Here is a 13,416-nt window from a genome sequence, read left to right on the forward strand (position 1 = left end):
CGAACTGCTGCTCGTCCGGCAACCTAACCTCATGAACTGCTACGGATTTAGAATGACGATCGTGCAAACGTCATGGCGCCGAGATCAGGTTGTCTGAGGATAGATCGTGCGAAGCCACGATCTGATCCGTTTGTTGGACGAGCCCGGGCCGGAGCGCTGGGCGCCCCCTCTGCAAATGTCTTTTTTGGATTTACCCCGCAGGCATGAACGCCGGAGGGCCGGGAGCGGGCCGTCGCGGCGCGCGGCGGCGCCGTCAGCGAAGATCGCGCGCATCCGGCCGTTTTAGCGTCGCGGCCACCGAATTCCGGGCGACCGCGTCACGCAGCTTGGGGAAAGCGAAGTCCCGAATTCGGCCAGATAGCGCTGTGAAGGCGGCTTACATGATCAGCTGGCGACCGCGACGACCGGTGGTCCACGACCTTCGTCGACGGAAACGGCGACAAGCTCGATGGTGCCCACAAATACACCCTCACTTTCCCGAAAGGACAGACGCCGCCGGTAGACGGCTTCTGGTCCATCACGATGTATTTTGATGACGGCGGCTGGTGGTTTTATCCGAACGCGCTGAACAAGTTCACCGAAAGCATGCGCGACCATCCAAAGTTCAACGACGACGGGGCGCTCACACTCTACTTCCAGCATGAGTCCCCCGGCGCCGACAAAGAAGCCAACTGGCTGCCATCTCCTGCCGGCGAATTCCTCCTCACCCTGCGCATGTACTGGCCGAAGGAAGAGTCTCCCACCATCCTGCCTCTGGGCAAGGGCGACTGGACGCCGCCAGCGGTGATGAAGGTGAAGTAGTCACCCCAGTTCACTGGTGAAACACGCCGGCTGCTGCGCAAGCAGCGGCCCGCGAATTCATGGCCGAGAAATTCTGGTCGTTTACGCGCTACGACACGATGACGCGCTCGATGCTCGACACGCCGCAGCGCTACCCGCGCGCCGGCAGCCAGAGCTATCCATCGCCGGCCGCCGAGGCGGGCAGCGATGGTTCGACGATCATTTACTTCGGACCGACGCAAGCCAGGGGCGTCACGCGCGGCAACTGGATCCAGACCATGCCCAACAAGGGATTCATCCCGATACTGCACCTCTACAGTCCGCTCGAGCCGTTCTTCACCCAGGCCTGGCGGCCGAGCGAGGTCGAGTTGGTTCGCTAAGCGCCTTGCCTGCCCGCTTCAATCGAGCGGAAGCCGTCGACACCGGTCGCTGGCGAGGCGCCGACGGGCCATGACCGCTGAATGTCAGTGACGATGCGGCGGCAGCCAGTACGCGGCGCGTGCGCCACGTATTGGCGGTCGTCTCGGCGTGTGCCCTTGCTTCTTCTCCCAATAGCTTCGCTGGCGAAGGCGGCGTGCAGTTCTGGTTCTCGGGCCAATACGCGAGACTTGCCGCGGTGCCGGCCACGCCGGGCTGGTCGCTGCCGATGCCGGGCTATAACTACAGCGGCGACGCTGCCGGTCGCAAGTCGTTCTCTCGCGGCGACAGCGGCTCGGGCGCCAGGCTCGCCGCACCCTGCCCTCGCTGATCCGCGTCGCGCAGGCGCCGGCTCTACCTTTCCAGCCTGGCGGCAATCATGATGTCTCCCAGTGTTCTTGCGCCAGGATCTTCCTGCCGTGATAGCGCTGCAGCAAGCCCTCGGCGACGAAGGCGATGACGAGGAACGAGAGGAAGATCGCGAACGAGCCGGGCGAAGTCTGGAAGGTGTCGAAAGCCCAGACGACGATCGCCAACAGGCAGGCGACGATGCTCAGCAGGATGGCGACCCGATGCCAGCCGCCGCCCTTCAGGAGCCGCCACGCGCCGAAGTTGACCAGCGAGTAAACCAGTAGCGACGTCGCGCTGCCCAGCGATGCGACGGTCGTCAGCGTCAGAAAGTTGACCATCACCAGGGCGAGCGCCGCGGAGATGGTCAAGCCGCGCGAACTCATGCCGATTTTTTGTCCGAAGCGAGACGGCAACTGGCCGTTCTCAGCAAGCGTATAGGTGATGCTGGTGGCGCCGAAGAAGCCGCCATTGAGACAGGTGACGGTGGCCAGGATGGCGCTGACCAGCAGGACGTGGAAGCCAATGGCGCCGAAGTTGTGCCGGGCCACTACCGCCAGGAGCGTTGCCCCGCTCGAGGTGAGAGACTGTCCATCGACGCTGGCCGTGACCGCCAAAGCGAGGGCGACATAGAGTAGCAGCACGATCCCGATTGTCGCGTACATCGCCCGCGGCAGGTCGCGAGTCGGGTAAGCCATGTCCTCGGCGGCATTGCTGACCACGGCAAAGCCCGTAAAGGCAAAGAAGGTGAGGCCGAGGCTGCCGAGTATTGAGCTGGCGGCGGGCCAGGTCTCGACCGAAAGTCGAGCCACGTCCGCGTGCGTCGACAGCCCTAGCGTAAAGAGCGCCAGGAGCGCCAGATTGGCGAGGACGACCAGCCGCTGCGCGGTGCTCACGAACTTGGCGCCGACCAGGTTGAGCGCCGCCAGACCGACGATGAGAGCGGACGCCAGGAGCCGTTCCCAGAAGAGCAGGTCCGTTTCGCCGAGACCCAGGAGCTTGGCCGCGAACTTGCCGAAGGCCAGCGAGATCATCGCCATGCCGATCAGCTGCGCGATATAGAACAGGATCGAGCAGCCGCCAGAGAAGAGCCCCGGGCCGTAGGCCTTGACCAGGTACTCGACGACGCCACCGCGCGACGGATAGCGAACGCCAAGCTGTGCGAACGAGTATCCCGTCAGCAGCGCAATGATGCCGGCGATCAGAAACGACAGCCAGACCGCCGATCCCGCCCTGGCCGCCGCTTCGCCCATCAGCGCGAAGATGCCGGCTCCGACCATCGAGCCAACGCCCAGCGCGATCGCCCCGCGCACGCTGATCCGTCCGCTACCGCTCTCCTGTTTCATGGCCGGCCCCTTCTATCGACGAAATCAGTGCGCCAGAAACGCCTCAGACGGTTGCCTCAACTCGGCTGCCAGATCGGCCGGTACACAGTGGCCGCGGCGGCGCTGGCAAGGCGCAGCAAACCCGCGGCGGAGCTAGTATACTCGCAGCCTGCTGGCCAGGCGCCGAGGGGAAATCGACGATCTGTCAGTCAGCGCGGGCCTTGGTGCTCGCCTCTCGAGACCAGGGCGACGCGGCGACGGCCATGCTCGTGAGCTGGTCCAGGTGCGCTGCTTGCAGCGGGGGAGTTGTCCAGGGTGGCCGATACAACAAGCATCGAGAAAACGGCAAGCGAGCTTCCGGCAAAGGCGTCTGCAGCGGCGCAGCCGGCTGACGACGCGAGCGCCTTGGCACCGCTGGTGGACCGGGTCGAAGCGAAGCTACCGCAAACCGTTGAGAAACTGTCGAAAGACGTCCAGGCCTTACCGCAGGCCGTCGAGAAAGCGCCCGCTGACCTGGCCAAGCTGCCGCAGAGAGTGGTCAGTGCCCTGCCGGGCGAACTGGCGCCCGTGGAAGCCTACATCGAGGCCAAAGTGCCGATCATGGAGGCACTGCCACTGCCCGACCTCTTCTACGGCGGCGGCGTGCTGGTCGCCGTCGTCATCTTGCAGGCCATCGGACTGCGCCTGCTGACCGGTCGCTTCGACAAGCGCGCGAAAATAATCGAGCAGCGCCCGGCGTGGTGGAGCGTTGATCTGCTGCTTGGCTTCACGGTCTTCCGGATGCTCGCTCTGCACCTGGGTTCGATCGTTATCTGGTCGGCGGCACTGGTTTATGGTGGCATCATCCCCGGGTGGGTACCGGCTGCACGCTTCGCCGCGCTGTCCTACACGACGATCGGCAGCGGCCTCGAACTGTCGGCGGAATGGCACATGCTCGCACCGATTATTGCCATCTCGGGGATGTTCACCTTTGCCTGGACGGCCAGCGTCCTGGTGACCATCGTCAGCCAGTGCAACCACCTTCGCGGCATCGTCCGCGAGGCGCGGCAGGTCCGGCGCAAGGCGCTGAGGAAATCCGCCGCCGCTACCGCCGGCAAGCCGGCAGAGCCCAGCACAGCGAGCGAATAGCGCCGGAGCGTCGGTGGTCGCTTAGCGCAGCGTGCTGCTCCGGCGGATCACTCGTCGTCCATGACGACATTGGTAAATACTTCCTGAACGTCGTCGAGGCTATCGAGCGCGTCGATCAGTTTCTGCATGCGCAGCGAGTCGTCGTCCGAGAGCGGGTTCTCGTTCTCGGCCTTCATCGTCACGCCACCGTACTCGGACTCGAAGCCGGCGGCGGCCAGCGCGTCCTTGACCGCGATGTAGTCGTTCGGCGCGGTGATCACTTCCACCGAGCCATCGTCGTTGCTCAGCACGTCTTCGGCGCCGGCTTCGATGGCGGCGTCCATCAGCGCGCCTTCGTCGGTGCCGGGGGCAAACAGCAACTGCCCGCAGTGCTTGAACTGAAAAGCGACGCAGCCATCGGTGCCGAGGTTGCCGCCGTACTTGTTGAAAGCGTGGCGGACGTCGGCGACGGTGCGCGTCTTGTTGTCGGTCAGGCAATCGACGATCACCGCCGCGCCGGCGATCCCGTAGCCCTCGTAACGGATCTCGACGTAGTCGACGCCTTCGAGCTCGCCGGTGCCCTTCTTGATCGCGTTATCGATCTTGTCCTTGGGCATGTTGACGCCCTTGCCCTTGTCGATCGCCACCCGCAGCCGTGGGTTGAACGCCGCGTCGCCGCCGCCGGCCCTCGCCGAGACGGTGATTTCCTTGGCTATCTTGGAAAAGGATGCACTGCGCCTTTCATCCTGGCGGCCCTTGCGGTGCTGGATGTTGGCCCATTTGGAATGTCCTGACATGCTGAGACCCCTACTGATGTCGATCATGCTGCAGGCGTTGCCGGGGCAACAAACCTGGCCGTGAATGGTTGATAATCAAGGTCGGCATTCTAGCACCTCCCGTTTTTGCCATCCCTGCCCGTCACCATTTTCCGGAGTCGCTCATGGTCAACCCACTCATCATTGCCAAATACCAGGATCGCGAACTGGCGCTGCTGCCGGCGCTGGCCAACCGGCATGGCTTGATCACCGGCGCCACCGGCACCGGCAAGACGGTCACCCTGCAGGTGCTGGCGGAACGTTTTTCGGCGAACGGCGTGCCGGTGTTCATGGCCGACGTCAAGGGCGATCTGTCGGGGCTGGCGGCGGTCGGCAGCGTCTCGGCCAAGATGCAGGCGCGCCTGGACAAGCTGGGTATCACCGAACACACGCCGGCGAAATGTCCGGTCACCTACTGGGACGTTTTCGGCGCGCAGGGTCATCCGGTGCGGGCGACAATTTCCGACATGGGGCCGGTCTTGCTGGCGCGCCTGCTGACGCTCAACGATACCCAGACCGGCGTCCTGCAGATGGTCTTCAGGATCGCCGACGACAACGGCCTGCTGTTGCTCGACCTGAAGGATCTGCGAGCGATGCTGCAGCACGTCGGTGAGAACGCCAGGACTTTCAGCAGCGAATACGGCAACGTCTCGGCGGCGTCGATCGGCGCCATCCAGCGCGGCTTGCTGAATCTCGGCGACCAGGGCGGCGACGTTTTCTTCGGAGAGCCGATGCTCGACATCGCCGACCTGATGCAGACCGACAACGGCCGGGGCGTGGTCAACATCCTCGCCGCCGACAAGCTGATGACCTCGCCGCGGCTGTACTCGACTTTCCTGCTGTGGCTACTCGCCGAGCTCTTCGAGCAGCTCCCCGAAGTCGGCGACCTCGAGAAACCGAAACTGGTTTTCTTCTTCGACGAGGCGCACCTGCTGTTCAGCGAAGCGCCGGCGGCCTTGCTCGAAAAGATCGAGCAGGTCGTGCGATTGATCCGCTCGAAGGGTGTCGGCGTCTATTTCGTCACCCAGAATCCGCTCGACATCCCCGACAGCGTCCTCGGCCAGCTCGGCAACCGCGTCCAGCACGCGCTGCGCGCGTTCACGCCGCGCGACCAGAAAGCCGTCAAGGCGGCGGCGCAAACGCTGCGCGCCAACCCGCGCTTCGACGCCGAAACGGCGATTACCGAACTCGGCGTCGGCGAGGCGCTGATCTCCTTCCTCGACGAGCAGGGGCGGCCGCAGGTCGTCGAACGCGCCTTCGTGCTACCACCGGCGTCGCGCATGGGACCGCAGACCGCCGACGAGCGGCAGGCAGTGATCAAGGCTTCGACGATCTACGGCCACTATGAGGCGGCGGTCGATCGCGAGTCGGCGTACGAGATGCTGAGGGCCGCGCAGGCGGCCGGCCAGCACGATGCAGGTGCCCAGAAGGAGGCCCCGGCGAGCGAGCCGGAATCGTCGGGAGGCGGCTGGCTCGGCGGTCTCGCCGACCTCTTCGGCGGCGGCTCGAGCAGCGGTCGCTCGCGCGGTGACTCGGTCGCCACCACCGCCGCCAAGAGTGCGGCACGGGCGATCGGCTCGCAAGTCGGCCGCCAGCTCATTCGCGGCGTCCTCGGATCGCTCCTCGGCGGCGGCTCACGCCGACGCTGAACGACACATCGCCCGATTCATCGGGCGAAAAAGCCCGGTCGCAGGCTCGGCCTGCTCGTGCGCTCATTACCCCGACGGGCGCAGGCGACCTTCTTCAAGGACCTTGAAGCAAGGCGACAGCCGCAGGCTGAACGTCCGCAAAGCGACCGTCGCCGCCCCACGCCGATGGCCATCAGCACGCGCCAGCGGGAACGGGAAAACGGCTTGCACGCTCCAACACCTAACGCTTGTTCCACCATTGGAAGTCTACTTGCGTCGCAAGCGTTTGATTCAGAATCAGGTTTTCGCGTGTTGAAGACGCGCCAAGGCGCAAGTGGCATTTGCCGCGCTGCAGAGCGAGTGGCAGACATGCGAAGGCCGAGACGCCAGCATTGCATGGTATAAGCGAGATCTTCCAGCGTGGCGCGTCACACGACGCGCCTGCGTTCAGCAGCCGTGGCTGGCCAAGCAAGTGGCGAGCCGCGGCGACGACACATGTGAACTCTGCAGGAGTCAGCGGCCATGGCCTTTCTCGCGAGTATCCGAAGCCGATTGGCCCTGCTTATTGTGCTGATCCTGGCACCCGCGGCCTTGCTGGTTTATTCGACGGCCCAGCAGAACCGTGAGTTGCAACTTGCCGAGGCGCGCGAGCAGCTGCGGACCACCGCGGCGCGGGCCAGCCGACAGCTCAACCGGATCATCGGCGCTACCCGTACTCTCCACTTTTCACTGAGTCTGCTGCCGGCGATTCGCAGCTTTGCCGAGCCGGAGTGCTCGCGCATCCTCGCTGCCGTTCACGGCAACGCGCCGGAATTTGCCAATATCGTAGTGACCGATGGTCGCGGTCGCGGTCGCTGTAGCGCGCTGGCCCACCAAGGGCCGCTTCCCGATGTCGGCGATCGCGCCTACTTCGGCAAGATGATCACCGAGAAGGAGCTGGTTGTAGGCCTGTCGGTGATCGGTCGTACGTCTGGCAGGGCAATACTGCCGGTAGCTGGGCCGATTCTGGACGAACCCGGCGAGATTGTCGGCGCGCTGATAGCTGCGGTCGACCTGAGCTTGTTCAGCGAACGCTTTGTCAAGGCCAACCTCATCGACGGCCTTGTGTTTCACCTGTGGGATGGCGACGGCAAGATCCTTTTCCGCTACCCCGACGCCGAGCAGCTCACCGGAAAGTCGTTCCCCGACCTGCCGCTGGTGCGCATCGCGGCAGAAAAAGGCGGGCAGGGCCTGATCGAAACGCAAGGCTTCGACGGTATTGAGCGGGTGATCGGCTACAGCGCGCCGACCGGCGAGTACGAAAGCGCCGGCATCTACATCGGCATCACCGTACCGGCCAGCTCACTCTACGCGGCGCCAGACGCCACGCTCCGGCGCGCTTATTGGTCAATACTGGCAATCGCGCTGTTCGGCCTGAGCGCCGCCTGGCTGCTTGCCAGCCGGCTGATCTGGCAGCCGATCGCAAAAATCTCCCGCACCGCCCGGAAGCTGGTCGCCGGACACGCTTCGGCTCGCGTCGGTGCCCCCTACCGCGAAGGCGAGCTTGGCGACCTGGCACGCACCTTCGACGAAATGGCCGAGGCCTCGGAACACCATAACGACGAGATCAGGAAAATCAACGCCGAACTCGAACAACGAGTCGCCGAGCGAACCGAGACACTCGAGGCCGGCGAGCAGCGCTTCCGTGGTGTGCTGGAATCGGCAACAGATGGCTTTGTAATTGTCGACGCCAAGGGGCAAATCGTCATCGTCAACCAACAAACCGAAACCCTGTTTGGCTACACGCGCGAAGAGCTGCTCGGTCTGTCGGTCGACGAGCTCCTGCCGCAGGCCATGCGTTCCGGCCATCGTGCACATCGCGAGCAGTATGGTGCGGCACCCGTCAAGAGACTGATGAGCTGGCGCAAGGGACTCCAGGCCAGGCGAAAAGATGGCAGCCATTTCTTCGCGGCAATCAGCCTCTCACCACTCGAGACGCGACAGGGAAGCTTCGTTACTGCCGCGGTCCGCGACATTACTGCGGAGCTCGCGGCCGAACAGGAACTGATCCGTGCCAACCGCACCCTGCGCATGTTGTCGACCTGCAACGAAGCACTGATACGCGCGCAGGACGAAAGCGGGCTACTCGACGCGATTTGCCGTCATATTGTCGAGCTGGGTGGTTACCGGCTGGCGTGGGTCGGTTTTGTCGAGCACGACGAAGCGCAGAGTGTCTCGCCGGCCGCGCAGTTCGGCACCACCGGCTACGTCGAACAACTGCAGATCACCTGGGCCGACCGCGAACGCGGACGTGGCCCCGTCGGTACCTGCGTGCGCGAGAAGCGCCCGGTGATCGTGCACGATCTCGGCCGCGAGCCCGCCTTCCTACCCTGGCAGTCGGCAGCGCGCGAATACGGTTTTGTCTCGGTGATTGCCTTGCCGCTCAGCGGCCGCAACGCCGTGTTTGGCGCGCTCGTCATTTACTCGGCGGAGCAAGAGGTGTTCGACGAGGGCGAGGTCCGGCTGCTCGTCGAGCTGGCGGACGATCTGGCCTACGGTATGGCCAGCCTGCGCGAGACAGCCACACGCACGCGCATCGAGCACGAGCTGGATCATCGCGCCCGCTACGACGAGCTTACCGCCCTGCCGAACCGCGTGGTCTTCCTTGACCGCGTCCAACAGGCCCTGGTACACGCCCAGCGGAGCGGCCGACAGGTGGCGGTGATGCTGCTTGACCTCGACCGCTTCAAGTCAATCAACGACAATTTTGGCCGACCAGCTGGCGACGCGCTGCTCTGCGAAATCGCCCAACGGCTGGTCGCTGCCCTGCGCGAAGGCGATACCGTCGCGCGCCTGTCGGTCGATGAGTTCGCCGTCGTGATCAGCGAGATGAGCAACACCGAGGCGGTGTTGCCGCTGGTCCAAAAGCTGTTGCACGCCGTAGCCCTACCGGTGTCGTTCGAAGCCGATGGCGCCAGCGAGATCTTTGTCACCGCCAGTGCCGGAATCAGCGTCTACCCGCGCGACGACGATGATGCCGGGCGCCTACTCAAGAATGCCGACGCGGCGATGCACAGCGCGAAGTCCGGCGGCGGCAACTCTTTCCAGTTCTTCGCCGAAGACATGAATCGGCGGCTATCGACGCGGATCGTGCTCGAAGGTGCGCTACGCCGGGCGCTCGAAAACGGCGAACTGGAGCTGCACTATCAGCCGAAAGTGGGCCTGATGAGTGGCAATGTGGTGGGTGCCGAAGCGCTGGTACGCTGGCCGCACCCGGACCGGGGGATGATCTCGCCCGTAGAGTTCATCCCCCTGGCCGAGGAAACCGGACTCATCGTGCCACTCGGCGAGTGGGTGCTGAATGCCGCCTGCGCGCAGATCCACCAGTGGCAATCGCTGGGGCCACCGGTGCCAGCGATCGCCGTCAACCTCTCTGCCCGGCAATTCCTGCAGGCCAACCTGGCCGAGACGATTCGCGCCGTTCTTGAGGCCAACCAACTGTCACCTCGTTTGCTCGAAATTGAAATCACCGAAAGCACGGCGATGATCAACATCGACAAGGCGGTGAGCATCCTGCACGCGCTGCGCGCGCTCGGCATCCTGATCTCGCTCGATGACTTCGGAACAGGCTACTCGTCGCTGAGCCATCTCAAACGCTTCCCGATCAACCACCTGAAAATCGACCGCAGCTTCGTTCGCGATATCACCACCGATCCGGACGACGCCATGATCTGCAAAGCGGTGATTGGCCTGGCCCACAGCCTGAAGATGACGGTCATCGCCGAAGGCGTGGAAACAGAAGGACAGATGAATTATCTGCGTCAGCACCACTGCGACGAGATGCAGGGCTACTACTTCAGCCGTCCCTTGCCGGCCGATGATTTCGCCGCGCTCCTGGTTTCTGGAAAGCGACTGTCATTTTCAGCGGCAGAAGATGGCCCGCTGCGCACGCTGCTGCTGGTCGACGACGAGGCGAATATCCTGAACGCCTTGAAACGGCTGCTCCGTCGCAGTGGCTACCGGATCCTGACCGCCGGCAGTGCCGCCGAAGGCTTTGAACTGCTGGCGACCAACGAAGTGCAGGTGATCATTTCCGACCAGCGCATGCCGGTGATGAACGGCACCGTTTTCCTGGGACGCGTCAAGGAGCTCTACCCGGACACCGTACGCATGGTTCTCTCGGGCTATAGCGACCTGGCTTCGGTGACCGACGCGATCAACCAGGGGGCAATTTACAAGTTCCTGACCAAGCCATGGGGGGACGACGCGCTGCTGGAAAACGTCCGAGACGCCTTTCATTTTCATGACGTACGCAAAGGCAGTCCCGCTCCTTGAGCTTTTATCCAGCCAGAGAGAAGACGATGGAACCCGAACCCGCACAGCATCTCACTCGCAGGAGAACGATATGAGCGAAGAAGCTCGCCCCCAATTGCAAAAGCAGCTCGAGCTGTCGCCTGCCGCTCACCAGGAAAGCGAACGACTGCTCGAGGAAAAGGTCCGCGAACTCGCTAGCGCCAACCAGCTATTGCAGCGCTATCTCGACGCCGTGCCAACGATCATGGTCGCGCTCGATACGCAGGGATGCATCACCATGATCAACCGTGCCGGGGAAGAATTCTTCAAGCAGCCGGCGAAAGAGATGCTCGGCCAGGCGTGGTTCGAGCGGCACGTGCCAGACCCCGGCGGGTCGGTCGCAGTCCCGTTGTTCCGCCAAATTGTCGCCGGCGAGATCACGCCCAAAGAAATGCCGTCAGAGTATCCGCTGGTGGACAGCAGCGGCGCGCAGCGTCTGATGGAGTGGCGCACCGGCATATTGACCGATGCCACCGGGGCAACGCTTGGCCTGCTGAGTTCCGGCGAGGATATTACCGAAAGAAAGCTGGCGGAAACGGCGATTTCCGAATCGCGAAACCTGCTCCTGAAGGTCATTGATACCGTGCCGGCGCGGGTCTTCTGGAAGGATCCCGAGTTGCGCTATCTCGGTTGCAATACGGCTTTTGCCCAAGACGCCGGGATCGCCAACCGTGACGACATGATCGGCAAGAATGACTATCAGATGGTTTGGGCCGAGCAGGCCGATGCGTATTGCGCCGATGATCGGGCGGTCATGGCGGCGGGGGTTGCCAGGCTCTTCTTCGAGGAACAGCAGACCACCCCGACCGGCGAGACAATCTGGTTACGGACCTCCAAGATCCCACTCATCAACGACGACAAAGAAACCTTCGGCGTACTCGGGATCTACGAAGACATCACCGAATATCGCCGCATCGAGGCCGAGAACCGAACACAGCTGGCCGACTTGAGCGCTCTCAATACGATGCTGACCCAGGCACAAAACCAGTTGCTGCAATCGGTCAAGATGGCTTCCGTAGGGCAGCTGGCGGCTGGCGTCGCGCACGAGATCAACAACCCCATCGCCTTTATCGACGCCAATCTGGGCGTACTCAAAGAGCACGTTGCCGACCTGTTGAACGTCCTCGAGGCCTACCGCCAGTGTGAACCGGCGCTGCTCGGACACGCCAATTTCATCGCGCTGATCGAAGACGCCAAAAAGGCCGCTGATCTTGAGTTCTTGCAGGAAGATATCCCGTCCTTGATTGGCGAATCTCTCGAAGGCGTTCGTCGTGTCAAGGCGATCGTCGAAAACCTCAAGGACTTCTCGCGGGTGGATACGGCGGAATGGCATTTCGCCAACCTTGAAAGCTGCCTGGAGAGCACGCTGAAAATCGTCGCCAACGAGATCAAGTACAAGGCCGATGTCAGCAAGGAGTTCGCCGGGATCCCGGAAATCGAATGCCTTGCTTCGCAGCTCAATCAGGTCTTCCTGAACCTCCTGGTGAATGCCGCGCAGGCCATAGCCGAACGCGGCGTCATCACCCTGCGCACCGGCTTTGATGAAAACGAAGTCTGGGTCGACGTCGCTGACACGGGTCAAGGCATAGCCGCGGCGCACCTGGACAGGATCTTCGAGCCTTTCTTCACGACCAAACCCGTCGGTAAAGGCACCGGCCTTGGCCTGTCACTCGCCTACAGTATCGTGCAGCGGCATCACGGGCGGCTGGAGGTGCGCAGCGAGCTTGGCAAGGGGACAGTGTTCCACCTCTCCTTGCCACGCCAGCGGACGCTGGACGCTGACATCCTTTCGTCCGGAGCTTAGCTGGCGAAGCGGAGTTCGCCTTCCATCACCGTCACCGCCGACCCCGAGAGGAGCACGCGCTCGCCTTGCAGCATACAGCCGAGGTTGCCGCCGCGTTTCGACACCTGCCTCGCGGTCATGGTGGTCTTGCCGAGTCGGCCGGCCCAGTACGGCGTCAGCACACAGTGCGCCGAGCCGGTGACCGGGTCTTCCGGGATGCCGTATTTCGGCGCAAAGAAGCGGCTGACGAAGTCCACCTCCTCGCCCGGCGCGCTGACGATGACGCCGCGCAGGTCCAACTGGCTCAGCCAGGTCTGGTTCGGCGTCAGCGCACTAAGCTCTGACTCGCTGGCGAAGACCATCAGGTAATCGTCGGCGGCCAGCACCTCGAGCGGCTCGCGGCCGAGGCCGGCGACGATTCCCTCGGGGTGCGCGCAAGGTCTTGCCGCGATGGCCGGAAAGTCCATCTCCAGCAGGCCGCCGTGGCGGCGAACGTGCAGATCGCCGCTGCGGGTGACGAAAGTGATCTGCGGCCGCGCATACGCGAGATGTTCGAAGATGACATGCGCCGTGGCCAGCGTCGCGTGCCCGCAGAGATCGACCTCGGCGAGCGGCGTGAACCAGCGCAGCGCGAAGCGCTCGCCGGCAGGGACGAAGAAGGCGGTCTCCGAGAGATTGTTCTCTTCGGCGATGGCCTGCAGGAGCCGGTCGTCGAGCCAGCTGGCGAGCGGACATACGGCCGCCGGGTTACCCTCGAAAGCCCGGCTGGCAAAGGCATCAACCTGGTATTGCCTGAGTTTCATCGCTTGCTCCCTGATCTTTGCCGGCCCGCAACGCGATGGCCGATTTTGTCCGCTGCTGGTCCTGATCGGGTATCGTCT

General features: G+C 63.5%; 8 protein-coding genes and 2 pseudogenes. 7 read left to right on the forward strand and 3 right to left on the reverse strand.

Annotation, left to right across the window (positions count from 1 at the left end; translation table 11 throughout):
- Positions 1-426: 426 nt before the first annotated feature.
- From QZ656_RS03875 to QZ656_RS03885, 3 genes and pseudogenes are all read left to right on the forward strand, one after another.
- Positions 427-801: pseudogene (locus QZ656_RS03875) on the forward strand (DUF1214 domain-containing protein); the annotation flags it as partial.
- 68 nt (positions 802-869) lie between these two features.
- Positions 870-1,160, forward strand: a pseudogene (locus tag QZ656_RS03880) (DUF1214 domain-containing protein); the annotation flags it as partial.
- Between the two features lie 119 nt (positions 1,161-1,279).
- A complete protein-coding gene (locus QZ656_RS03885) occupies positions 1,280-1,528 on the forward strand; it encodes a hypothetical protein (protein ID WP_291992157.1) in 249 nt (82 codons plus the stop codon).
- A 46-nt stretch (positions 1,529-1,574) separates the two neighbouring features.
- Here the strand turns inward: QZ656_RS03885 and QZ656_RS03890 are convergent, their stop codons facing one another.
- Positions 1,575-2,891 (reverse strand): APC family permease, encoded by a 1,317-nt coding sequence (locus QZ656_RS03890; RefSeq protein WP_291992158.1) that lies wholly within the window; start codon positions 2,889-2,891, stop codon positions 1,575-1,577.
- Between the two features lie 294 nt (positions 2,892-3,185).
- Here QZ656_RS03890 and QZ656_RS03895 point away from each other — a divergent pair, with 294 nt between their 5' ends.
- The gene (locus QZ656_RS03895; RefSeq protein ID WP_291992159.1) at positions 3,186-3,998 is read left to right on the forward strand and encodes a hypothetical protein; all 813 of its coding nucleotides are present in this window, start codon (positions 3,186-3,188) and stop codon (positions 3,996-3,998) included.
- A 47-nt stretch (positions 3,999-4,045) separates the two neighbouring features.
- Here QZ656_RS03895 and QZ656_RS03900 read toward each other — a convergent pair whose 3' ends face one another.
- A complete protein-coding gene (locus QZ656_RS03900) occupies positions 4,046-4,774 on the reverse strand; it encodes a YebC/PmpR family DNA-binding transcriptional regulator (RefSeq protein WP_291992160.1) in 729 nt (242 codons plus the stop codon).
- 143 nt (positions 4,775-4,917) lie between these two features.
- On the opposite strand from QZ656_RS03900, the gene QZ656_RS03905 reads away from it, so the two are divergent.
- The 3 genes from QZ656_RS03905 to QZ656_RS03915 all read left to right on the forward strand — a co-directional run bounded on the left by QZ656_RS03905 (position 4,918) and on the right by QZ656_RS03915 (position 12,556).
- The gene (locus QZ656_RS03905; protein ID WP_291992161.1) at positions 4,918-6,441 is read left to right on the forward strand and encodes a helicase HerA-like domain-containing protein; all 1,524 of its coding nucleotides are present in this window, start codon (positions 4,918-4,920) and stop codon (positions 6,439-6,441) included.
- A 501-nt stretch (positions 6,442-6,942) separates the two neighbouring features.
- Positions 6,943-10,734, forward strand: coding sequence for an EAL domain-containing protein (locus QZ656_RS03910; RefSeq protein WP_291992162.1), 3,792 nt, complete (start codon positions 6,943-6,945; stop codon positions 10,732-10,734).
- 70 nt (positions 10,735-10,804) lie between these two features.
- The gene (locus QZ656_RS03915; RefSeq protein ID WP_291992163.1) at positions 10,805-12,556 is read left to right on the forward strand and encodes a PAS domain-containing protein; all 1,752 of its coding nucleotides are present in this window, start codon (positions 10,805-10,807) and stop codon (positions 12,554-12,556) included.
- Here the strand turns inward: QZ656_RS03915 and QZ656_RS03920 are convergent.
- Entirely contained in the window at positions 12,553-13,338 is a 786-nt protein-coding gene (locus QZ656_RS03920; protein WP_291992164.1) for a PhzF family phenazine biosynthesis protein, read from the reverse strand. The genes QZ656_RS03915 and QZ656_RS03920 overlap by 4 nt on opposite strands.
- Positions 13,339-13,416 lie beyond the last annotated feature (78 nt).

Origin of the sequence: Candidatus Accumulibacter sp. ACC003 (genome assembly GCF_907163085.1) — a bacterium.
GTDB lineage: Bacteria > Pseudomonadota > Gammaproteobacteria > Burkholderiales > Rhodocyclaceae > Accumulibacter.

Coding starts and splice junctions, on each gene's coding strand:
- QZ656_RS03890 (WP_291992158.1), bottom strand. CDS start 2,891: ATGAAACAGGAGAGCGGTAGCGGACGGATCAGCGTGCGCGGGGCGATC.
- QZ656_RS03900 (WP_291992160.1), bottom strand. CDS start 4,774: ATGTCAGGACATTCCAAATGGGCCAACATCCAGCACCGCAAGGGCCGC.
- QZ656_RS03905 (WP_291992161.1), top strand. CDS start 4,918: ATGGTCAACCCACTCATCATTGCCAAATACCAGGATCGCGAACTGGCG.
- QZ656_RS03910 (WP_291992162.1), top strand. CDS start 6,943: ATGGCCTTTCTCGCGAGTATCCGAAGCCGATTGGCCCTGCTTATTGTG.
- QZ656_RS03915 (WP_291992163.1), top strand. CDS start 10,805: ATGAGCGAAGAAGCTCGCCCCCAATTGCAAAAGCAGCTCGAGCTGTCG.
- QZ656_RS03920 (WP_291992164.1), bottom strand. CDS start 13,338: ATGAAACTCAGGCAATACCAGGTTGATGCCTTTGCCAGCCGGGCTTTC.